Raw genomic sequence first — 21,730 nt, 5'->3', positions numbered from 1 at the left:
AGGGTATTTATAAGCGAATTTACAATTAATCGCTATAATTATAGCTTATTTTTGACATTCTAAGTTTAGGAGTAGTGATGAAAAGTTTTGTTTTAAAGCGTGTAGCACAAGTGGCGGCGATTTCTAGTCTTTGCCTTATGCCAATGGCGTTGAATGCAAAGGTTCTTGTTAATGTTGATGGGATTGAGATTTCTGATTCTATCTTTTCAGCATTAAAGCAGCAAAATCCAAGTTTTAATTATGACGCATTGCCTGAAGCACAAAAAAAGCAATTATTAGATGAAATCATTGATGGTGTAGTTACAGCGAATGCAGCAAAAAAAGAAGGGCTTGACAAAAGCGAAGAATACAGAATGGCAAATTTGCAAATGTTATCTGGCTTATGGCTTAAAAAGCAAGTTGATAGCCTTTCAAAAACGATTAATGTAAGTGTTGCGGACGCACAAAAATTTTATAATGAGAATCCAAAAGCATTTGTAACACAAAATGCTGAGGTAAGACATATCCTAGTGCAAAAAGAACAAGAAGCAAAAAACATTATCGCAGAGATTAATAAAGTGCCTAAAGCAAAAACTGAAAGTAAGTTTGAAGAACTCGCTAAAAAGCTTTCAATCGACCCGGGCTCAAAGGACAATGGTGGTCTTATGAAATTGCCTATCAATAGCCCAGCAATCGCACCAGAATTCGCACAAGAAGTGCTAAAAATGAGTGCAGGAACTTATACAAAAAATCCTGTAAAAACTCGTTATGGGTATCATATAATCTATCTTAAAAAGCTTGATAAGCCAACAACACAAACTTTTGATTCTGTAAAAGGACAGCTTGTTGAGCTTTTAAAACAACAAAAAATGGAAGAAGTGCTAAAAGAAAAAGTGAAAAAAATGCGTGATAGTGCAAAAATCACTTATGGGAAATAACCTTTAGTCCTATTTTATGTATTTTTTGAGGGTAGTGTTATGAGAATTTTACTTGGGATTTTATGCGTAGCTATGCTTGTTGGTTGCGGTGCAACAAAAATAAGTTCTGATGAAGCCTTTAAATATGAACGCATGTATGCACAGCAAAGTAGCAATATAGAAAAGCCTAAAACCAAATATAAATATGTGTAAGCACAAAACAAAAAGCAGACATGTAAAATAGCAACCACAAGCGATAAGACAGACGACAAGGATTATAAAGTATTCTGGGATGGCGATTGTGTAGATGGGTATGCTCATGGTCTTGGCAGAGAATTTAAAATAGATGATGAGAATTTTACCGAGCAAGTTGGCATTTATGAAAAAGGAAAGCCAAAAGACCACTACACCGCATATAATAGGACACAAAACATCAAAATTGCAGAATATAGCAACTATGATGATATAGGCTATGGCTATGCAATGCAAGTAGCCTATGGACAAGGTGATATAGACATTACGAACACTTGGTTTTATGAAGATGATAAATTACAAGCCATTTTTCAAAGCTCACCATTTCTTGATACTTCAGCGCTAGTGTATTTAAATCCACTTCATAATTATGCGTATCGCTTTACAGATTTTAGTAATGATGAATTTAGTGAATTTAAATCCACTATTGAAACAATTAATTCTGATTCTAAAACAAATGGGTTTGCTATTGGTTCGTATAAAAATGGCAATGTAGAGCATTTTGAATTTGTTAATGGAAATTTAAAACGGAAAAATTTGAGTCTGCCACAAGATTATTTAAATAACATAAATGCGAAATTTAATGAAGCAAGAAAAGCATTAAGTATGATTGAAATAGCACAAAAAAAGGCTCAAAATATAGAATCTAGATATAAAAGCAAGATTTGTGCTGGTAAAACAAAAGTGAGTTTTATGGATAATGAAAAATATATGGCAATATGCAATGATGATAAACTACAAGCAGAAATCTATAAATTAGCCCAAGATAAACTTGCGTTGATAGAGAAGCAAAAGGTAGCAAAACGAGAGCAAATATATAGAGAAAAAATGATAGCCCTGCAACAACAACATTTACAACAACAACAAAATCAACAAGCATGGGATAGTCTCAATAGAAGCTTACAGCAAACAAGCAATTCAATTAGACAAAGCACTGATGCCTATACTAGACAGATTAATAATACTGCAAACAGCATAAATCAACAAACACAAAGAATGCAACAACAAAGACAGCATGAAGCAGAAATGCACGAATTGCGGCGACTTAATAATAATCTGCAACAACTCAACAATAAGCTTGGTTATTAAATTTGCAATATTCGCATTTTGCCACTCAAAACTTTCAAATAGAATACCCTTGCTAATATAGGCAATCCATAATATTATACTTTCTATAAAGTATCAATGCAACAATAATACTCAAATCGTTCATAAGTATTTTTAAATATTTATTGTGCTTGTAAGAATAACTATAAATCTTTTAAGCTATAATAAATGCTTTGAAAATGGAGTTGATAAATGAGTATTGCTATCCGCAATAAAAAAGCATATCATGATTACTTTATATTAGAGCAAATTGAAGCAGGGCTTGTATTAGCAGGGAGTGAAGTCAAATCTTTGCGTAATGGACGAGCAAACCTTAGAGATAGTTTTGTGCGTATTATAAATAATGAAGTCTTTGTATTTGGTATGCATCTTACCTATCATCATACGACAAATCCCTATTTTAAGCCTGATGAAAAGCGTCCAAGAAAATTACTTTTACATAAAAAACAAATTGATAAACTCTTTGGGCAAGTTAGCCAAAAAGGATTAGCGATTGTGCCTTTGCAAGTTCATTTCAACAAAAAGGGATATGCAAAATTACTTATCGCACTTGCAAAAGGAAAAAAAGAGTATGACAAACGAGAAACTATCAAACGAAAAGAGCTTGATAGGGAAGCCAGAGCAAATATGAAAAATCATACATATTAATATAAGGGTTGTTATGGAAAAAGTTGCAGATTATGCACTTTATGTGGATTATGGAATCTTTGGTTTTTTAGTATTTTTAAGCTTGCTTGTTATCGCCATTGGGATTGAGCGGCTTTGGTTTTATTCAATCATTCGGCTTGATGATTATTGCGATAAAAGAGAATTAGAGCTTGACTTGCACAAACGACTTACTCTTGTTGCAACGATTGGTTCAAACGCCCCTTATATAGGATTGCTTGGCACCGTAATTGGGATTATGCTAACTTTTGTTAGCATTGGAGCAAATAGTATGCTAGATACAAAAGGTATTATGGTGGGACTTGCAATGGCTCTACGTGCTACCGCATTAGGACTCGTTGTTGCAATACCTAGCATTGTATTCTATAACCTCCTAGTGCGAAAAGCAGAAGTAATTTTAACAAATTGGGATATTTTCACAAATCCAAGCACAAATACAAAAAATAATCCAAGACTTGATTATAGGGAAGACTTGACAAGCAATCAGTTAAGAGAAGACAAAAGACCAAAACCATACAGCTATACAACAGATTCTAACCTTAAGGATCGCATACACAAAGCAAAGCGAATAGAAATAAAAAACAATATGGAAACATATAAGGATTCGACACAAACCACTAACATAATGGATAGTAACCAAAAGGAATGACATGAAAAAAATCGATTCGCTTAATCTCGTCCCATTTATTGATATTATGCTTGTGTTACTTGTAATTGTTTTAATGTCAGCTTCCTTTAGCGTTTCTTCTCAATTGCCTATTCAAATACCACAAATTGATGAGGGTGCACAAAGCAATATGGAATCTAAACGCATTCATATTGCACTCGATAAAGAGGGTAAAATCTATATAAATACCCAACAAGTCGATAAGGCATCAATGTATGGCTATTTGCGTGGTCTAGACACTCAAACCAATGTGATAATCAAAGCAGATAAAGACGCAAATGTGCAGCAGTTTGTAGAAATCATGGCAGCATTACAATATTTTGGTTTAACAAATGTCTTTACAGAAGTAGAGCAGACTAACCCTTAAAAGCTTTAATAAAGGCAAATCTATGAAGCAGTATCTCTATATTATTCAAGCAAGTAAAGAGCCAAGCAAATGCAAGATTGGAATCACAAATGATTTAGAGCGGAGGCCGAAAGAATATAATAGTATTACAGGCAATTCACTAGATAACACATATAGCTATCTTTTTACTTGTGAAGTGAGCGATATGCGTCAAATCGAGCAAGATATAAAAAATCAATTTCCGCATTTGCGTGAGTATCGCAGCCGAGAAATTTACTTTTTTAATCAAAGTTTGTTTGATATGTATGTAGATTTTATTCAATCACACCCTTGTTTTCTTACAAAGTCAAACACTAAAGAATCTAAAAAGCAAACAATTATAAAGCCCTCTAATACGCCCACCATGAAAGATAGGGGAGTTACAAGAAAGTTGCTATTAGAACAGGCTAAAAGGGTAAAAGATGATGAGTTTTATACACGCATGGAAGATGTAGAGAGAGAACTCTCAATGTATCCTACTAGAATCTGGAAAGATAAAGTTGTATTTTGTAATTGTGATGATGCGATAGGCAGTAATAGAGATTATACAGATTCTTCAGCCTTTTCACTTTATTTTATAAAACATTTTTTTAGACTAAAGCTTAAAAAGCTTATATGCACTCATTATGGAAGCAGGGCAGATTTATTTAACGCAGGGACACAGGGCTATATTTTCACAAAAGATGGTGCAAGCGAGATGAAAGAAACCCCAAAGGGCTATAATGGCGGCTTTGAGGAGAGAGAATCGCTTAGGATTCTAAACGAGGAAGCCGACATTGTCTGCACCAATCCGCCATTTTCAAGGGCAATAGAGTATTGGGATATTTTGATAAAAAGCAAGAAAAAGTTTATTATTATCTCAAATATTACAAATTGTGTAACAACTGCCTTTATCCATTATTTTGCGGATAAAAAAGCATGGGCGGGATATACCCGTGTAGATTGGTATCTCAATCCTAAAAGAGTCCCAGTCCAAGCCGCAGGGCATTTTTTTACAAATTTTCCTATCAAAAATCGCCCCAATATTTCACGATTAAAAATAATGCCCTTAGATGAGATTCCAGATGTGTATAAAAGATTTGATGATGATGGGATTTTATCGGTGGATAATAATTATATCCCCAGCGATTATGATGAGCCTTTTGCGGTTTCTGCTAGGCAGATTCTTAATGGCGTGCTAGAGTGTGGTTTTAAAGTAGCTAGAAAAACAAAATATATGCCACATATTGATGGGCAAGAAAAATTCGCAAGAGTGTTGATACAAAAGATACAAGACCAAGATGATAAGTAAAGGGCAATTATGCAAAACATTAAAAATCATGAAGAATATTTAGAATCTATTAAAACGCTAAACCTTTATGCAAAGCATTATTACGAGCTAGATGACCCTATTGCTAGTGATTTTGAATATGATATGCTATATAAGGCAGTGAAACTTTATGAAGAAAATAATATGGATAAAATCGCAAAAGATTCCCCAACGCAAAGAATAGGCGATAAGATTCTAAAAGATTTTCGTAAAAATAAGCATAAAAAGCGTATGTGGAGTTTAGAAGATATTTTTAACCCAAGCGATTTAGATGAGTGGCTTACAAAGCTATCAAATGCGATAGCTAGACTTAAAAAGACTACACCAAATCCAACGCTTTTTGATACAGAAACACAAATAGATTCTATAAACAATCTAGCCTTTTGTATCTCACCAAAATATGATGGCATGAGTCTTAATCTCTTATATGAAAATGGAATCTTGCAAAGTGCAACTACAAGGGGCGATGGCGAGATAGGCGAAGTCGTTACACAAAATGCAAAGACCCTGCATTCTCTCCCGCATACAATCCCCTTTAAAGGCAGCATAGAGATAAGGGGCGAAGTCGTGCTATCTAAAGAGAATTTTGCGAAACTAAACAAAGAGCAAGAAAGGAATAATAAAGCCCTTTTTGCAAATCCACGCAATGCTGCCGCAGGGAGTATGCGTCAATTAGATTCTAATCTCACAAGAGAGAGAAATCTAAGCTTTGTAGCATGGGGTATAGGCAGTGTTGATATGAGAGAGTTAGAGAAATATGCTAAAAGATCTAATTTGGGCTTTTATGATATGCTTATGCTATTACCAGAGTTTGGCTTTAGCCCCTTTAGATACTTAGAAAGAGTGAATGCAGAATCTATTGAGCGTGAGTATCAAAAGATTCTAAACGATAGGGATAACTATCCTTTTATGCTTGATGGCTTTGTGATTGTGCTAGATGATTTAGCCTTGCAGGATAAATTAGGCTTTACACAGAAAGCCCCAAGGTTTGCTTGTGCGTATAAATTCCCCGCAACAGAAGTGGTAATAAATATAGAATCTATTACACCACAAGTTGGCAGGACTGGTATCATTACACCCGTTGCAAACTTTAAGCCCACACTGCTAGATGGTGCATTTATCAGCCGAGCGACACTGCATAACTATAAAGAGATAGACCAAAAAGACATACGCATACATGATTATTGTCTGCTTGTTAGAAGTGGCGATGTGATTCCAAAGATTACAAAAGTGTTACATGAGAGAAGAAAGGGTGATGAGATAAAGATAGAAAAGCCTACGCATTGTCCAATATGCAGCCATGAGTTAAGCTATGAAGATATTTATATCTACTGCACAAATCCAAATTGCGATGCGATAATCAAGGCAAAATTAATACATTTTGCTTCAAAAAAATGTATGGATATTGATGGGCTAGGCAGTAGCATTATAGAGCTTTTAGTCGATAATGGCGTGATTAAAGAGTGTAAAGATATTTATAGCTTAAAGGAAGAAGATTTTTTAAAGTTTGAAGGATTCAAAGAAAAAAAGGCACAAAATCTTATTAATGCGATTAAGGATAGCATAGAAAATAGGGAATTTTGGCGATTTATCCACGCACTTGGGATCTTACACATAGGCGAAGTAGCTAGTAAAAAATTAGCCAACTATGGTTATGAAATATTTGATTATAATATAGAGCAGTTGCAAGAGATTGATGGGTTTGGTAAAGATATGGCACAAAGCTTTTATGACTTTTGTATCCATAATAAAGATTTTATTAGTGAAATGCAAGGGATATTAAAGCCGCAATTACAAGCACAAACTACACAGATAAACACAGATTCTATTTTCTATCAAAAAACTTGCGTTATTACTGGCACTTTTAGCTTAAGCAGAGATTCTATAAAAGCAAAGCTAGAAGCACTTGGGGCAAAAGTCTCAAGCAGTATTAGCACTAAAACAGACTTTCTAATCGCAGGTGAAAAAGCTGGATCAAAACTCACCAAGGCACAAGAGCTAGGCATTAAGATTATAGAATCTAGCGAACTCATGCAGGTTTTAGAAATGTAGGGATTGTTTGGTGTGTTGAGTGTAAAGGAATGGGTTAAATCTCTTTACTAGTGAATCTTATAAATGCTGATTTTTGGAATCTAGCAACCGCCACACCAAAGCATTAGCCACAATATCCTATTGAGAGCAAAGATAGATTTGAATATCTGCTTAGAATCTAATTTAAGATTCTAAGCAAGTCTTTATTCTTAGAACCATAAATATGTGAAAATGAAATTGTGTTTTTATGAGTATATTTATATAATCTAAGTTTGTGAGATTCCCAAGAAAAACATATAAAAGGCTTACGAGCTGGGCTTAAATTAAGCTTTGATGTTTTAATATATAGAATCTAAACTTCTCCACAGCACACTTCAAACATTTAAGAATCTAGCTCAACGCCTTTAATCCCACGCTAGAAGCGATAATCACACATACGCAAAAAAGCTTCAAAAATGACTTATCCTCTTTAAAAAACACGATCCCCACAAGCACCCCACCAGCCGCACCAATGCCCGTCCAAATCGCATACGCCACGCCCATAGAAATCTCTCGCATAGCAATAGATAGGCAGGTAAAGTTCCCTGCAAAAATCAGCGCAAGACACAAAATATAGATTTTATTTTTGGTATCAATGAGCTTTTTCATCGTCCATACACCAGCGATTTCAAACACCCCAGCAATAAAAAGTAAAATCCAATGTAGCATTATTTATCCTTTGTAGAATCTGTATTGGAAGTCCTAGATTCAGCTTTTTTTGAAGCCATTGTAGAATCTTGCTTAATATTGTGTTGAAAATCCTGCGTATCGCTAGATTCTATAAACAAAGATTCTAGCTCTTGTGGCAAATGATCGTGTATGTCTTGTGCGGTTTTACTCTCTTTGACGCTACATTTTAGCCCCAACACTCCAAGCATAAGCGTTGAAATAAGAGCGATTTTTATGAGTGATGCCTCCTCGCCAAACAGCACAATTTCAGCGATCACCACACCACCCGTGCCAATGCCAACAAACACGCTATACACAATGCTAACCTCTAGCCTTTTCATCGCTAGAACCGCACAAGTGAAAGAAAAGGCAATGCCAACACCAGTCAAAGCTTTTAGGGGTAGTGTGTCGGCATACTTTAGCCCACTCACCCACGCCACTTCACAAATCCCGCCAATTAGGATTAAAAGCCACGCTAGATTTTTACTTATGATGATTTTTTGAATCATTTTTGCACCTTTTTTATATTTTAGAATCTTTTTGCCCTACAAACACACATAGCGACTGAATGAGATGTTTCATCTCAACATTTTTTTCTTCCCAAGTTTTACCCATTACGCTTTGTAGTAACCAAAAGCCATCAATCCCGAGTGATAAAAACTCACTTAAATCACGCATTTTTCCCTTTTTTGCCTTGCTTATTTGTGTGCTTTCAATGCTTTGTAAGATAAGGTAGTGCGTGTGTTCTTTGAGATTTTGTATATAACGCATAAAAAGTGTATTTTGCGATGTGATGGCATACAAAAACATATCTTCATAAAACTTGCAAAGCTGCCTATTATACGCATTATCCACACAATACACTTCAAAAATTTTACACATTTTAGATTCTAGAGATTTTAGAGTATAGAGTTCTCTTTCTGTTTTGTAGCGGTAGTTTTGATTATCCCTACAGAGAGCTTCATACACGAGCGTATCCTTATCGTTGAAAAAGTGGTAAAACGAGCCTTTGGAAATATGATGAACCTGCAAAAACTCATTGAGTGAAAAGCACAAAATACCCTTTTGATACAACATAGGAATGGCAACTTGCAAAATATCATCTTTTGTCATCATTTGTGTTTTTCCGTTGTATTTTAGAATACTTTTATCTTGCTTTTCTAACAATCAAAATCCCAACCCATAAAGAATCCTGTGTTAAATAATCTGTTATTCTCACAAACTTTCATAAAATTTAATAAGATCTTATCGGTGCTTTTGTGTTTTTTAAATGCTTGTGCATTGCTTGGGTATAAATTAATTATGCTTAATAATTTATGTCAAAAATTCTAACATAGTTTCCTTAATAAATAAAAATAAACCTATGGTCTAATTTATGAAAGATTTAAAATCTTTTTTATTTGTTTTAGTCGAATAATAATTATGACATACTGCTAAGCAACGAAAGGTCTCATGAGTTTTCTTTGTGTAATAGATTAAGGAAATACAGAAGAACTTCATAACAACATATCTGCTCTGCTATTTATCACACAGCTATTTCTAGCATTTTAGATTCTCTATGATAGAGATAGATAAATTAAAGAATTGGTTCGAATCCATCATGCAATCTCGAAACAATTTCAACCAGCAAATAAGCCATACCAAATGTGTAAAACACAATAATATATTAATTAATCCCATGTTCTTCTGCACATATTCTCTCAAACTCTTGGTAGTATTTCCACGAGGCAATAATATCTGGTCTATGTGCTTTTATATGAATGAGTTCCTTATCAAGCATAGCTTTAAACTCTCTGCACAATTCTCTATCGCCCTTAAATATCTCCAACACATCATTTTCATGCTTGTTGTTTCTTTGTATATAATCTATACGCTTTTTTTAGTTCATCTAGGAATCTCACCATATACGCCTTCACTTTACCTAGTGTTTCTTTGTCATCTTGCAAGGCTTTCAAATCATCTTCACTCATACCGAAAGCAACTTGGTCTAGCAAAGGGTGGGGTGTGTCAAATATTGTATTATTTGCACTCAAAAAATCACTATTTTTCTCATATAAAGATGTGATATGTAATGTGATTTTTTGTGTATGATTTATAGGAATAATGCACGCTAAAGGCAGGATATACGATGTTTTATCAAATCGTATTGCACGATAGAATTCTCTGTCTTTTTCGTTAGGTAGTGTAAAGTTAAATTTTTTAGCAAGTTTTGTCATAGTGTCAAATGCCCTTTCTGGCATAATTTCTTGCATATCGATGTAGGTTATATTTTGACATAAAGCTAACTTAGATACAACAGAGCTATAATCAAACGACCATGTAGAAAAGAAAAACGACAACAAGCCATTTGTAACGAAAGGGCTATTAGAAGTAAATTTATAATGCTCATTATGATATCCTTTTCTATTAACAACATCATAGGGGTCTTCTTGCATAGTAAAGCTATGATCTAAGTTGTGTATATGTTTAACATACCAACCATGATTTACAAGCGTTTTTAGTCGCGATATAGGATCTCTTGCAAGTAAAATAATAGTATCTTGTGGTTTCAAACAATACAGCTTTTTATTGTCTTGCATGGCTTCGTATGTGTGGAAATGTTGTATATCAAAATAAGTGTTTTTATGTATAGCGCTTTTACTTTTTAAGAAATCAATATATTCACATGGATATACATTACATCGCTCAAAAAATCTTTGCAACGCAAAACTACCTGATAAACTATAACGCACAAACACAAACTTATATGGCACTGCGGGTGGCAAACGCAATTCTAATGCTATCTTAGAATCTATTGTAGAATAGTCTATGCTTTCTGGTTGTAATAAAGGTGGATAAAATTGATAACTATCTTTATATGTTGGAGTAGATGAAGCATTTGATTCTAAACCGCTAGATTCTTCATTGCATTGAGTTTGACACAATGGGGGGGGGGGGGTAAATGTATTTATTTTAGAATCTTTTTGTATAGAAAATGAAGTTGCACCTATTGTATTTTTGCTAATATTTTCTAGATTCTCAACATCGCCATATTGGTTTTTAAATATATCAGATTCTAACCAAGCAATATGTTTTTTAAGATTTTTTATAAAAAATGATGGACTAATAGCAATGATATTTCTATAATTTTCTTCAAAATGTTGATAAGCTAACTTGAAAGTTTTAAACTGACTTTTATCTAAAACTATTTTGGGATAGAATTGCAACAACACAAAAATAGATCGTCTATTGAGTGATTTTATGCTTTTATGCAGACAATGCGACATGAAGGGCTTTATCCCATACTCTTTCAATATTCTCACACTTTTAGAATCTTTAAATCCCATATAATTCCTTAATACAAAGTACAATCTCTCTTTCAGAGTGAAGATTAATCCAACAAAATGTGGCAATATACCCATTCCATTATGATAAATTCTTTAACAGCATTAAAAAGATTTCATGTAGTTTTTGAAACTAACATAAAAGACGAAAATAAAGCCTATTATCCTCTCAAACTCTCTAATCTCTCTTTCTTTGTGCCAATCTCTGTGATTTGTATAGCAAAGTTACCATCTACAACAACGACTTCGCCTTTTCCTATGATTTTATCATTCACTAAGATTTCTAGTGGATCACTTGCAAGTTGATTAAGCTCCACAACGCTACCAATATCCATTGAAATAACATCTTTTAAAAGCATTCTTTTCTGCCCAATACGCACCTTTACACTCAGTCCAATATCTAGCAACATGCCGATATTTCGCATTTCTTTATCACTCAAACTCACATCTTTACTTCCACTAGCTGTGCTAGCTGGTGCTTTTAAATCTTTTGGGACATGTGTTAAAAGATCATTTTTTGTAAGCATGATAAGTTCTGATTTTACAGAATCTATACCTACATCAAAGCGACTTGCGGTATCAAAATCACTCAAACTCCCCTCACTCTCAACATTACTCACATCGGCGATAGCAAAAGAGAAATGTGGCAGCTTCTCATGTCCGCCAAGTGCAGTAGCAAGAGCACCTGTGATAGATTGAAAGACTTCTTTTAAGCCATCTTTATCATCATCATCCATCATATCTTTGCCGGTATCGCCCTCTCCACCCATCATTAAATCAGGCAGGGCAGTGGCAAGATTCTCTGGCATGATAAAGCAAAGTGTGCTAACTTGTGAAGCCCCAAGCGATACATTTACCACAACTTTTCCAAATGGCGTGCCAAGCAAACTATCGCTTACTTCTGTATCTCCAGTGTGTGTAACGACTGCAGTTCTACCCATCATGCCATCGATAGTGGCTACCATTTCTTGTATAAAGAGTTCAATAAAATCATTCATTGCCAAATCCTTCATCTTGTAGGTCTGTTACCTTGCTCTTTCTTTGTGCTTCAAGCATTTCAATCATTTCTTTGACTTGATCTTTTTCTGTTTTAATCTCATCTAGAATCTGTATTGTCTTTCTAAATCTTTGTAAGCCGATTTTCGCACGATATTTATCCCTGCCATCAATGCTAACATGCACGGTATCATCGGCTACTCTATCAAGCATGATTACATCGCCAACCTTTAGCTCCAAAATCTCTTTAAAGCTTAGCTGCGTCCCACCAAGCATAGCGGCAATATGCACATCTGCACCACCGATTAAGGCTTGCAATTCTCTATTCCTTGACTTTTTACCGCTTGTCTCACTCATCATTAAATCGCGACTTGCTAAACGGCTAAGGATTGTCTCAAGTGAGATAACAGGATAGCAAATATTCATCATACCGCTACTATGCCCGATTACAATCTCCATAACAACCATAACGACAACTTCATTTTGTGCCACGATTTGCACGACATTTGGACTTGATTCCTTCGCATCAATGCTAGGGAAAATCTCTGCGACTGCTGCCCATGATTCCTTTAAATTTTGCATGATTTGCCGTAAAATTGTATCAAGCAAGTTTAGCTCAATATTTGAAAACTCCCTTGTGTCATCATATTGATCGCCACGACCGCCTAAAAGTCTATCAATCATAGGGAAAGCAATGCTAGGGTTAATCTCTAAAACTCCCGCACCATCCATAGGCTTCATAGAAAACACATTGAAGCTTGTAGGTGTAGGCAAACTCATCAAAAACTCACCATAAGTCATTTGATCCACACTATGTAACTGAATCTCAACAATAGATCTCATAATCGCTGAAATCTGATTAGAAAGATTCCTTGCCATTTTATCATGGATAGATCTAAAACTTCTTAGCTGCTCCCTACTCACACGATTAGGTCGTCTAAAGTCATAAACTACAATCTGCTTTTCAGTAACTATCTCTGACTGCTCTGCCTCATCAACTGCACCTTCTTCATCGACAACATTTAAAAGGGAGTCAATTTCTTCTTGACTTAGAATCTTAGCCATTTGCTTCTCCTATCTCTCTGCGGATTTTTTTAATCACTTCCTTTGATATTTGTGAAATCCTAGATTCTGTAATATCTAAAACCTCACTAATCTCACTCAAACTCAACTCTTCTAAGTAATAAAGCTGGATAATAAGCTGCTCTCTCTCTGTAAGCTTTGCTAAGACTTTTTGGATAATCTCCATTAATTCCTTTTGCTCACAATACTGCAAAATATCGCCATCTTCTAGTGCGTTAAACTGCTCATCAAGCGGGACAACCGCATAAATATCGCTTGCAAGTCTTGCTTGATGGATTTTTTCAATATCTTCATTTAGCACCTTTGCAAGATATTCATTGCTAGGCTCTTCCTCAAACTCGTTAAAATAGCGTGAAACTTCTGCCTCAATCGCTTTAATAAGCTTCCTTGAAGACCTTGAGACAATATCAAGTGTCCGCAAATAATCAAGCATTGCACCATTAACGCGTGTCTTTGCGTAACCCCAAAAGGAATCATTCTTATTAGAATCATATCGTCTAGCAAGTTTGATAAGCTCTTCAGTCCCAATAGAAACTAAATCATTCATATCAACAGAGCTTGGCAATCTCTCTTTCAAGCGAAACGCCATAGCTTTAACTGCAGGCAAGTATTGCAAAGCAAGCTCATCTTGCGTATTTTTTAAATACTGATTATACGCATCTTGACCTCTTGCTGCCGCACTGAAAGCTTGTTGCATACCTTATCCTTTTTATTATCTTAGCTTTAACTCTCTGAACCTTGCAACCCTTTAATAAAGTTGCGAATGTTTTGTGCCTCTTGCTCTTTCTTATCAAACTCTTTGCGGTAATGCTCAAGACTTTCTTCTAAACGCTCTTTATGAAGTTTTGTGCCATGAGAATCCATAAACAAATAATACGCCGATATACACACCGTTGTAATAAGGTAAATCCCCATTGTAGCAAGTATCGTCCAAAGCACCATAAGCTCTGGTTCATCAAACTTTGCGATACCAAACATTAATCCAAGAAAAAACCCTACTACGATAGCAAAACTCAAATAATTCTCTTGCTTCAACATACTCAATCCTTTGAATCTCTGTCGTCTTTAGGCAACTAGACATAAATGAAGCTACCCACAACACACCTGATTTAAAGCATAATTTGTTCCATAAATTGCGTATTATATCTTAAAAATGAAGATTCCTAGCTTATTTAAGATAGCCAAAAAGTTAGCATTTTGTTGTTTTTTTATATCTTATTGTCGATTCACATGTTATTTATTTTTACAAGGTTGTAAGCAAACATTTAACATATAGGTTTCTATCTTGTATCCTAAAATAGCACACTCCATTCGAGTTTAGACTGAAATCTAGTTTTTGATTATACGATTAGGCTTCTCGCATCACTTCTTTATGTATGTATAAAACCTAAAAACAAGGCTGACTTATTATCACGAAAAATTAAAGTGCTAATTTATACTTAATGATTCTATGGCATATAAAGTAAAACAAGCAAAGCAATAAAATATTATAAAGATAGAGTAATAATAAAATTGTATTCTCTTCTATGTTATCTGGCATTAAATTAGATAATATTCCAAAAAGTATGAGTAATAGCACTTTGATTCCAAAATAAGTCAAAATACCAATAAATAAAGTGTAAGTCTTCTTACGATGGACTAAGGCTACCACCATAAATATAAACACAATCTCTTGTAAAACAGAAAGTATAAAAAGTGGAATAAGTCTCCATATAAAATCTAGCGTCTTTTTAAAAAATACTAAAAGCTCTTGTATCGATGATATGCCACTTGTGCCTGCATAAAGGGCAAATATGAAAGCCGCAAAAATCACTAAAAACCATAAGAAATAAATGAGAATCTTTGCGCCAATAATGCTCTCAATACTCACAGGCAAAGCATGTGTTAAATAGGCGTGTTTCCCAAAGACACCTTGATAAAAGCTTATAGCCGCACTTAGCACATAGGTGATGCTGCATATAAAAAACGCAAAATATTGAATCCCTATTAAAATGAAAAATGTAGCAGAATGCGGATCATTATTGATAAATATAAGCAGATTTATCGCCATGATAATACACACGATAATAAGCAAGATTCTAGACATGAGAAACTCATGCTTACATATTTTTAGGGCGTGTGAGATATGCGTTTTTAATGGGGTTTTTGCTATTTGCATGATATTCCTTACTCTTTAGATTCTGTATTTTCAAGTTGTTTTAAAGGCTTTATAGTGCTATCACTCGCATAATATCTAAAGCTATCTGCAAGGCTATTAAAATCTATTAATAACTCCTCCTTACTACCATAAGCCATAGCCTTTTTATTCAAAAACAAGGCTTTAGTGAGAATGGCTTCTACACTAGAGATTAAATGCGTAGCAATGATAGTCGCTCCACTCTTACAATATGTAGCAATCAGCTTAAAAATCTCATCACGGCTAATCACATCAGCCCCAGCTAAAGGCTCATCAAAAAGATAGAGTTTTGCCTCCCTTGCAAGCATGAGTGATAGGGCTAACTTTTCTGCTTGTCCCTTTGACATTGTGCTAATTTTTTGTGTCGGCACTACATCTAATAGTCGAAAAATCTCTAAAGCCTTCTTATCATCAAAATCACTGAAAAAATCCTTGAAAAATGCAATGCTTTGCAAGCCATTCATGTGTGAGTATAAAAAATCTCTATCAGGCAAATAGGCAATATGCTGCTTAAAAAAGATGAGATTCTTTTTATCCCTTAGATTATGCCCTAAAAATTCAATATCGCCAGTAAAATCTGTAAGCATTGAAGTAATGATTTTAATCATTGTGGTTTTACCACCGCCATTTCGCCCTAAAAGCCCGAAAATATCGCCACTATTTAGTGTAAAGCTGATATTATCAAGAGCTATTATTCCATCATAATGTTTGCTGACATTGTGTAGTTTTAGTATCGTTTCCAAAAAGTAGTCCTTAGATAAAAAGTAGAGATTATAACAAAACATTGTGTATTGTTGAGTATCTGATGACATTGTAAAATTGACTGCTTTATAAGCTAAATTAAAATTATAAGGTTATAAATGAGAGAGATTATAAAAAGTTTTATTGTGGGGTCAGCGAGTAACCCAATCTTTGTGCAATAAGGGAGTATGCCAACTAGCTTTAAAAATCTAAGATCAATTTAAATAAATCAAGCTTAGATTCAAGGGGTTAATAGGCTCAAAAAATTTTATTTCTCATCGACAACTTCGGCATCAATTACATCATCATCTTTTTTCTTTGTGCTGTTTTGTTGCTGACCTTGCGGGTTTGCTCCAGCATTTGTGCCTTGAACCGCTGCGAGTTTTGCAAAGACTTCGTTTAACTCTTTGATTTTAGATTCTATATCTGCTTTACTTGCTGCTTCATTTTTTAGAATCTCTTTGAGTGAGTCTTTCACGCTTTCAGCTTGGGCTAATACGCTTTCATCAACCTTGCCTTTATTCTCATCTTTACGCATTTCTTCAAGGCTTTTTTCCACTTGATAGACGAGATTGTCGCCTTGATTTCTTGCTTCTATCGTTTCTTTGCGTTTAGAATCTTCTTCTTTATGCAATTCTGCATCTTTTACCATTTTTTCGATTTCTTCATCAGATAGACCGCTTGAGCCTGTGATTTTAATCTCTTGTGACTTACCTGTGTTTTTATCTTTTGCTGAAACGGTTAAGATACCATTTGCGTCAATATCAAGTGTTACTTCAATTTGTGGCACACCTCTTGGGGCTGGGGCAATGCCTTGTAAATCAAAGTTTCCAAGCTTTTTATTATCCCTTGCAAGTTCTCTCTCACCTTGAAAAATCTGTATAGAAACTGCTGGTTGATTATCTTCAGCAGTAGAGAAAGTTTGTGATTTTTTCGCTGGGATTGTTGTGCCTTTCTCAATGATTTTTGACATTACGCCACCTAGAGTTTCGATACCAAGACTTAAAGGCGTTACATCAAGTAAAAGCACATCTTTTACATCACCTTTTAACACGCCACCTTGAATAGCCGCACCAACCGCTACAACCTCATCTGGATTCACAGATTTATTCAACTCTTTACCGATAAATCTTTTTACCTCTTCTTGCACTTTTGGGATTCTTGTAGAGCCACCCACCATAACGACTTCGCTAATCTCGCTTTTATCAAGTCCTGCATCTTTGATAACAGAATCTATCTTTTTAATCGTATCATCAATAAGACTGCTAATAAGTGTCTCAAATTTCGCTCTTGTAAGCTTTTTAACTAAATGCTTTGGACCACTTGCATCTGCGGTAATAAAGGGGAGATTTATCTCTGTTTCAGTCGCACTGCTTAGCTCTTTTTTCGCATTTTCTGCAGAATCTTTAAGCCTTTGTAATGCCATAACATCGCTTTTTAAATCAATGCCTTCATCATTTTTAAACTCTTCGCTTACCCAATCAATGATTTTATTATCAAAATCATCGCCACCTAAAAACGCATCACCGCCTGTCGCTAAAACTTCTACGACATTATCGCCAGTTTCAAGCACGGTAACATCAAATGTCCCACCGCCTAGGTCATATACCATGATTTTTTCAGAATCTTTTTTATCCAAACCATAGGCAAGGGCAGCAGAAGTTGGCTCGTTAATGATTCTTAATACATTTAGCCCTGCGATTGTCCCTGCTTCTTTTGTCGCTTTTCTTTGTGCGTCATTGAAATATGCTGGCACGGTGATCACTGCTTCTGTAACGCTCTCGCCCAAGTAGCTTTCTGCATCTTCTTTGATTTTCATTAGAATCTTTGCAGAAATTTCTTGTGGTGTATAGATTTTATCAGCGATCTCTACCGCACAAGCCCCATTTCTATCAATGATTTTATAGGGCAGTCTTTTTTCTGCTTCTTTTGCCTTATCTTCATCAAACATAAGCCCCATAATTCTTTTAATAGAATAAATGGTTTTTTGCGGGTTTGTGATGGCTTGTCTTTTTGCTGGTTCGCCAACTAGAATCTCGCCTTTATCTGTAAATGCAACGATTGAAGGAGTTGTATTTTTTCCTTCTTTGTTTGCAATGATTTTGCCTTCATTTCCTTCAAACACTGCCATTGCAGAATTTGTTGTGCCTAAATCAATTCCTATAACTTTACTCATATTTTATCCTTTCAACAATTAAATTAAAATTATCAAACTTAGATTCTAAAAATCTAAGCGTTTTTAAACCTTATTAAGATTCTATATTTTAGAATCTTAATATCCTTCATCTTCATAAATTTGCTGTGTTACTACGCCATATTTTGCCGTGAATTTTATGGTTTCCTTTGTATTTTCTTCTGGCATATTAGGGCATTCTCTGCTTGCTATTGCTTGACATGTAATAATGCCATTTGCTTTATCAACAGATAATGTTTTCGCATTGGTATAGCTATACACACAATCACCGGATTGAGACATTTCCTGCATAGAAACAGCAGCTTCCTTACATGTCGGCGTTTTAACATTATTTGCTAAAACAACACCAAGAGAGATAAAAGCACCAAACAGGCATTTTCCTATCAAGTTTTTACTCATATCCTATCCTTTCAACAAAATTAATTTTTTACAATGCTTACCATCGCTGGTCGCAATGTGCGTTCTTTATACTTATAGCCTTTTTGCAATACTTGCTTTATTGCACCATCTTCTTTTTCATCATCTTTTACTTGCATGATAGCTTCATGTAGGTTTGGGTCAAAGCCATCTTCTGTATTGATAGCCTCTACTCCATGCTTACCCAAGACTTTGCTAAAATTACCAAGCACAAGATTTAGTCCCTCTGCAATCTTATCGCCGCTAGGCAATGCGTTTGCAGATTCCAAAGCTTTTTCAAGCGTGTCAATTATAGGCAACAAGTCCTTTAAGATATTTTGGTTTGCATACTCGAGAGCTTGTGCCTTTTCCTTTTCAAGTCGCTTTTTTACATTCTCAAAATCTGCGTGTGTGCGTAAATATTGATCTTGTAAATCTTTTATCTTTTGTTCTAATAAACTCTCATCTTGCTCAAACTTTGCGATTTCTTCAGAATCTTGTGTAGATTCTAAAGTGTCTGCTTCATCATCTGCTTGAGTAGATTCTAAGTCATTAGATACTTCTTCATTTTTATCCATGTATGCTCCTTTCTCTTTTTAAAGATTCTAAGCTACTTTCATTATGAAAAATAACTTAAAGAATCTTTATGCAAAATTACTAAATCCTAATTCTGCATAAAAACTCTTATAATCACATAGCAAATCGCCGATACACATCATTCTAGCTTGATATGTGCTTTGTGTCTTTGCATTCATATACAACACATCATGTATAATGGCTAAATGCCCATTTGATACAATGTTATCAAAGTAGATTCCATTACCACATGATAAAAGCGTCCTGCCTTGTATCGCATTAAGATATTGTGCAGCATTGCTTTGTGCGATAGTGCTTATATACTCACTTCCACACTGAAAGCAATGCTCTTCAGAATCTACCTGCAATAACGCCATAAGCTTCCGCTTTAACTCACCTGCACCAACTTCATTTGCAACCTTTAAAATATCATGTATATCTGCTAACATAAAAGATTCTAAAAAACGACTTAGTGCTTCAGAATATTGTATCAATGTCTCGCCACGACTAAATTGTAAGATAAGATAGCCATGCGTATTGATTACAGATTCTAAGCGATTATCATTTTTTGGAATCACAATGCAGTAGATTCCATAATGTGAGCTTAGGCTTTGCAACTTTGCTGCAGTTATCACTACATCACTTTGACATACATATTGCAATACATTTTTCCAATACGCATATAAAGTAGCATTTGTCGGGATTCTACCGCTACTAATATGTGGCTGGAATAATGCACCTTCTTTTTCCAAGACCTTAAAATAATTGCGAATAGTGGCTGATGAGATAGAGAGATTTTGCTTTGATTTTAAAAACTCTGAACCAATTGGCTCTTTGCTCTTAATATACTCTTCTATAATCCCTATGAGTAATTCTCTCTTCATACTCATACAAAACCTTTATTTGCAAAAATTTGAGTGGTATTATAGCATAAAAAGTAAATATAATTAGCACTTGATATAAAAAATTGCTAAATTTTTAAAAACTTTAGTCAATTAATATAAACTTTATTTATTCATAATACTTAGAAATTTTATATAAGTATGCTAAATAATAGAATCCTATGTAGCCATTTGTGTGTTTTTTTTGAAAACCATAAGCTTCTGCTATAATGTAGTTTTAGATTATTTAAAGGTGTGATATGAGAAAAAATATTATGGTTATAATGTGTGCTTATCTGTTATGTTTTATGTGTGGTCATTTGGCAGTGGCACAAGAGATATATGCCCCAAAGACAAAAGAATATCTTATTCGTTTATTGAAAGACCCAAGCATTCCTTTAAGTGCGATTGATACAAGTAATATTACAGATATGAGCAGACTTTTTGAGAATACGACTCGCAAGGATTTTAGCGGTATAGAATCTTGGAATGTGTCTAATGTGGTGGATATGAGCTATATGTTCTCTCATGCGAAGTTTTTTAATCACAATATTAATGATTGGAATGTTTCTAATGTGGTAAGTATGAGTGGCATGTTTTATGAAGCAAGTAGCTTTAATCAACCGCTAGACAAGTGGAATGTATCTAAAGTGCGTTTTATGTTTGGCGTGTTTTTCAATGCAAAGGCGTTTAATCAGCCGCTAAACTCATGGAATGTCAGCAATGTAGAGGGTATGGGAAGTATGTTTGCTGGGGCAAATAGCTTTAATCAAGCATTAGATAGATGGGATACGCAAAAGGTGCTAACCATGCGTGATATGTTTCATAATGCAAAGTCCTTTAATCAAGATATAAGCATGTGGAATATCAGCAAGGTAAAAAATAAAACAAAAATGCTATATCGCTCTGGTATGCAGCAAATCCCTGTGTGGTATAAAGAAGAATTTCAAAAAGAGCAAGAAATAGATTCTATGAAAAGAGAGGAATATAGATAGTTTTTAGGAATCTATGCTAGATTTTTCGCTGCACTCAAAATGACAACCCAATGGTTTGGAATCTAAGGTTGTGTCATATTTGCAAGTGTGGGCAAGAGCTTTGGTCGTGCGAGTGCGTAAGCACGAAATATCTTTTATAGAATCTAAAATATTGCTATATTGCACCCACCCAAAGGCTTGGAATCTAAAAATGATATTTCACCTTTTTCGTAATGCTCAACATGACAGGATTTTTGAGTGTCGCTAAAGTGTTTTACGCAGATATAGAAAGTAAATAATCCAAATAGGGCTTATAGATATTATATTTTTTGTTATAATCTTACTTTATTGTTTGAGAATCTAGCTTCA

24 protein-coding genes and 1 pseudogene are annotated in these 21,730 nt (G+C 34.7%); 9 read left to right on the top strand and 16 right to left on the bottom strand.

Features of this window, described 5'->3' with window-relative positions; genetic code table 11:
• Positions 1–77 precede the first annotated feature (77 nt).
• From T368_RS0105795 to ligA, 8 genes and pseudogenes are all read left to right on the top strand, one after another.
• Positions 78–917 (top strand): peptidylprolyl isomerase, encoded by an 840-nt coding sequence (locus T368_RS0105795; RefSeq protein ID WP_004084508.1) that lies wholly within the window; start codon positions 78–80, stop codon positions 915–917.
• Between the two features lie 39 nt (positions 918–956).
• Positions 957–1,109 (top strand): hypothetical protein, encoded by a 153-nt coding sequence (locus T368_RS15435; RefSeq protein ID WP_004084510.1) that lies wholly within the window; start codon positions 957–959, stop codon positions 1,107–1,109.
• 270 nt (positions 1,110–1,379) lie between these two features.
• On the top strand, positions 1,380–2,237 hold the full coding sequence (locus T368_RS0105785; protein ID WP_004084512.1) for a hypothetical protein: 858 nt from the start codon (positions 1,380–1,382) through the stop codon (positions 2,235–2,237).
• 210 nt (positions 2,238–2,447) lie between these two features.
• Complete coding sequence (smpB, locus tag T368_RS0105780) at positions 2,448–2,903, top strand: SsrA-binding protein SmpB (RefSeq protein WP_004084514.1); 456 nt, start codon at positions 2,448–2,450, stop codon at positions 2,901–2,903.
• Positions 2,904–2,916: 13 nt separating this feature from the next.
• Positions 2,917–3,348, top strand: a pseudogene (gene exbB / locus T368_RS13395) (TonB-system energizer ExbB); the annotation flags it as partial.
• Positions 3,349–3,571: 223 nt separating this feature from the next.
• On the top strand, positions 3,572–3,955 hold the full coding sequence (locus T368_RS0105770) for an ExbD/TolR family protein (protein WP_004084518.1): 384 nt from the start codon (positions 3,572–3,574) through the stop codon (positions 3,953–3,955).
• 22 nt (positions 3,956–3,977) lie between these two features.
• A complete protein-coding gene (locus T368_RS0105765) occupies positions 3,978–5,264 on the top strand; it encodes an adenine-specific methyltransferase EcoRI family protein (RefSeq protein ID WP_004084519.1) in 1,287 nt (428 codons plus the stop codon).
• A 9-nt stretch (positions 5,265–5,273) separates the two neighbouring features.
• A complete protein-coding gene (gene ligA, locus T368_RS0105760) occupies positions 5,274–7,334 on the top strand; it encodes an NAD-dependent DNA ligase LigA (RefSeq protein ID WP_004084521.1) in 2,061 nt (686 codons plus the stop codon).
• A gap of 369 nt (positions 7,335–7,703) precedes the next feature.
• Here the strand turns inward: ligA and T368_RS0105755 are convergent, their stop codons facing one another.
• The 15 genes from T368_RS0105755 to T368_RS14525 all read right to left on the bottom strand — a co-directional run bounded on the left by T368_RS0105755 (position 7,704) and on the right by T368_RS14525 (position 20,396).
• Positions 7,704–8,021: a DMT family transporter gene (locus tag T368_RS0105755; RefSeq protein WP_004084522.1), complete on the bottom strand. Its 318-nt coding sequence runs from the start codon at positions 8,019–8,021 to the stop codon at positions 7,704–7,706.
• Entirely contained in the window at positions 8,021–8,530 is a 510-nt protein-coding gene (locus tag T368_RS0105750) for a DMT family transporter (protein WP_004084523.1), read from the bottom strand. Before T368_RS0105750 ends, T368_RS0105755 begins: the two co-directional genes overlap by 1 nt.
• Before the next feature lie 13 nt (positions 8,531–8,543).
• The gene (locus T368_RS0105745) at positions 8,544–9,188 is read right to left on the bottom strand and encodes a TetR/AcrR family transcriptional regulator (RefSeq protein ID WP_194146733.1); all 645 of its coding nucleotides are present in this window, start codon (positions 9,186–9,188) and stop codon (positions 8,544–8,546) included.
• Between the two features lie 499 nt (positions 9,189–9,687).
• Complete coding sequence (locus T368_RS17130) at positions 9,688–9,852, bottom strand: DUF2972 domain-containing protein (protein WP_268902559.1); 165 nt, start codon at positions 9,850–9,852, stop codon at positions 9,688–9,690.
• Positions 9,853–9,859: 7 nt separating this feature from the next.
• Entirely contained in the window at positions 9,860–11,347 is a 1,488-nt protein-coding gene (locus T368_RS17125) for a DUF2972 domain-containing protein (RefSeq protein WP_027338357.1), read from the bottom strand.
• Positions 11,348–11,505: 158 nt separating this feature from the next.
• Entirely contained in the window at positions 11,506–12,342 is an 837-nt protein-coding gene (gene fliY, locus T368_RS0105730) for a flagellar motor switch protein FliY (RefSeq protein ID WP_004084528.1), read from the bottom strand.
• Positions 12,335–13,405 (bottom strand): flagellar motor switch protein FliM, encoded by a 1,071-nt coding sequence (fliM, locus tag T368_RS0105725; RefSeq protein WP_004084529.1) that lies wholly within the window; start codon positions 13,403–13,405, stop codon positions 12,335–12,337. Before fliM ends, fliY begins: the two co-directional genes overlap by 8 nt.
• Positions 13,398–14,120 carry an RNA polymerase sigma factor FliA gene (locus T368_RS0105720; RefSeq protein WP_004084530.1) on the bottom strand — a complete coding sequence of 241 codons (723 nt, stop codon included), beginning with the start codon at positions 14,118–14,120 and terminating at the stop codon, positions 13,398–13,400. Before T368_RS0105720 ends, fliM begins: the two co-directional genes overlap by 8 nt.
• Positions 14,121–14,146: 26 nt before the next feature.
• Positions 14,147–14,461, bottom strand: coding sequence for a hypothetical protein (locus tag T368_RS0105715; protein WP_004084531.1), 315 nt, complete (start codon positions 14,459–14,461; stop codon positions 14,147–14,149).
• 382 nt (positions 14,462–14,843) lie between these two features.
• Positions 14,844–15,581: a hypothetical protein gene (locus tag T368_RS0105710; RefSeq protein ID WP_004084532.1), complete on the bottom strand. Its 738-nt coding sequence runs from the start codon at positions 15,579–15,581 to the stop codon at positions 14,844–14,846.
• An 8-nt stretch (positions 15,582–15,589) separates the two neighbouring features.
• Complete coding sequence (locus T368_RS0105705) at positions 15,590–16,342, bottom strand: ATP-binding cassette domain-containing protein (RefSeq protein WP_004084533.1); 753 nt, start codon at positions 16,340–16,342, stop codon at positions 15,590–15,592.
• 266 nt (positions 16,343–16,608) lie between these two features.
• A complete protein-coding gene (gene dnaK, locus T368_RS0105700) occupies positions 16,609–18,516 on the bottom strand; it encodes a molecular chaperone DnaK (protein WP_004084534.1) in 1,908 nt (635 codons plus the stop codon).
• A gap of 96 nt (positions 18,517–18,612) precedes the next feature.
• On the bottom strand, positions 18,613–18,933 hold the full coding sequence (locus T368_RS16330) for a hypothetical protein (protein ID WP_004084536.1): 321 nt from the start codon (positions 18,931–18,933) through the stop codon (positions 18,613–18,615).
• A gap of 20 nt (positions 18,934–18,953) precedes the next feature.
• A complete protein-coding gene (grpE, locus tag T368_RS0105690) occupies positions 18,954–19,508 on the bottom strand; it encodes a nucleotide exchange factor GrpE (RefSeq protein WP_004084537.1) in 555 nt (184 codons plus the stop codon).
• Positions 19,509–19,574: 66 nt separating this feature from the next.
• Positions 19,575–20,396 (bottom strand): hypothetical protein, encoded by an 822-nt coding sequence (locus T368_RS14525; RefSeq protein ID WP_004084539.1) that lies wholly within the window; start codon positions 20,394–20,396, stop codon positions 19,575–19,577.
• Positions 20,397–20,647: 251 nt separating this feature from the next.
• On the opposite strand from T368_RS14525, the gene T368_RS0105680 reads away from it, so the two are divergent.
• Positions 20,648–21,382 (top strand): BspA family leucine-rich repeat surface protein, encoded by a 735-nt coding sequence (locus T368_RS0105680; RefSeq protein WP_004084541.1) that lies wholly within the window; start codon positions 20,648–20,650, stop codon positions 21,380–21,382.
• A 3-nt stretch (positions 21,383–21,385) separates the two neighbouring features.
• On the opposite strand, the gene T368_RS15430 is transcribed toward T368_RS0105680, so the two are convergent.
• Positions 21,386–21,547, bottom strand: coding sequence for a hypothetical protein (locus T368_RS15430; RefSeq protein ID WP_155116619.1), 162 nt, complete (start codon positions 21,545–21,547; stop codon positions 21,386–21,388).
• Positions 21,548–21,730: the final 183 nt, after the last annotated feature.

It is taken from the genome of Helicobacter bilis ATCC 51630 (assembly GCF_000686565.1).
In the GTDB taxonomy this organism is placed as follows: Bacteria; Campylobacterota; Campylobacteria; order Campylobacterales; family Helicobacteraceae; genus Helicobacter_A; species Helicobacter_A bilis.
Note: the sequence above shows the minus strand (reverse complement) of the source record. Positions and strands in the feature narration are given on the sequence as shown.

What these genes read in the sequence shown, in the direction of transcription:
- T368_RS0105710 (WP_004084532.1), bottom strand. Translation starts at nt 15,581, where the DNA reads ATGCAAATAGCAAAAACCCCATTAAAAACGCATATCTCACACGCCCTA.
- T368_RS0105715 (WP_004084531.1), bottom strand. Translation starts at nt 14,461, where the DNA reads ATGTTGAAGCAAGAGAATTATTTGAGTTTTGCTATCGTAGTAGGGTTT.
- T368_RS0105755 (WP_004084522.1), bottom strand. Translation starts at nt 8,021, where the DNA reads ATGCTACATTGGATTTTACTTTTTATTGCTGGGGTGTTTGAAATCGCT.
- T368_RS0105750 (WP_004084523.1), bottom strand. Translation starts at nt 8,530, where the DNA reads ATGATTCAAAAAATCATCATAAGTAAAAATCTAGCGTGGCTTTTAATC.
- T368_RS0105770 (WP_004084518.1), top strand. Translation starts at nt 3,572, where the DNA reads ATGAAAAAAATCGATTCGCTTAATCTCGTCCCATTTATTGATATTATG.
- T368_RS0105785 (WP_004084512.1), top strand. Translation starts at nt 1,380, where the DNA reads ATGCAAGTAGCCTATGGACAAGGTGATATAGACATTACGAACACTTGG.
- grpE (WP_004084537.1), bottom strand. Translation starts at nt 19,508, where the DNA reads ATGGATAAAAATGAAGAAGTATCTAATGACTTAGAATCTACTCAAGCA.
- T368_RS14525 (WP_004084539.1), bottom strand. Translation starts at nt 20,396, where the DNA reads ATGAGTATGAAGAGAGAATTACTCATAGGGATTATAGAAGAGTATATT.
- T368_RS0105795 (WP_004084508.1), top strand. Translation starts at nt 78, where the DNA reads ATGAAAAGTTTTGTTTTAAAGCGTGTAGCACAAGTGGCGGCGATTTCT.
- T368_RS0105680 (WP_004084541.1), top strand. Translation starts at nt 20,648, where the DNA reads ATGAGAAAAAATATTATGGTTATAATGTGTGCTTATCTGTTATGTTTT.
- dnaK (WP_004084534.1), bottom strand. Translation starts at nt 18,516, where the DNA reads ATGAGTAAAGTTATAGGAATTGATTTAGGCACAACAAATTCTGCAATG.
- T368_RS15435 (WP_004084510.1), top strand. Translation starts at nt 957, where the DNA reads ATGAGAATTTTACTTGGGATTTTATGCGTAGCTATGCTTGTTGGTTGC.
- T368_RS17125 (WP_027338357.1), bottom strand. Translation starts at nt 11,347, where the DNA reads ATGGGATTTAAAGATTCTAAAAGTGTGAGAATATTGAAAGAGTATGGG.
- T368_RS0105720 (WP_004084530.1), bottom strand. Translation starts at nt 14,120, where the DNA reads ATGCAACAAGCTTTCAGTGCGGCAGCAAGAGGTCAAGATGCGTATAAT.
- ligA (WP_004084521.1), top strand. Translation starts at nt 5,274, where the DNA reads ATGCAAAACATTAAAAATCATGAAGAATATTTAGAATCTATTAAAACG.
- fliY (WP_004084528.1), bottom strand. Translation starts at nt 12,342, where the DNA reads ATGAATGATTTTATTGAACTCTTTATACAAGAAATGGTAGCCACTATC.
- smpB (WP_004084514.1), top strand. Translation starts at nt 2,448, where the DNA reads ATGAGTATTGCTATCCGCAATAAAAAAGCATATCATGATTACTTTATA.
- T368_RS0105765 (WP_004084519.1), top strand. Translation starts at nt 3,978, where the DNA reads ATGAAGCAGTATCTCTATATTATTCAAGCAAGTAAAGAGCCAAGCAAA.
- fliM (WP_004084529.1), bottom strand. Translation starts at nt 13,405, where the DNA reads ATGGCTAAGATTCTAAGTCAAGAAGAAATTGACTCCCTTTTAAATGTT.
- T368_RS16330 (WP_004084536.1), bottom strand. Translation starts at nt 18,933, where the DNA reads ATGAGTAAAAACTTGATAGGAAAATGCCTGTTTGGTGCTTTTATCTCT.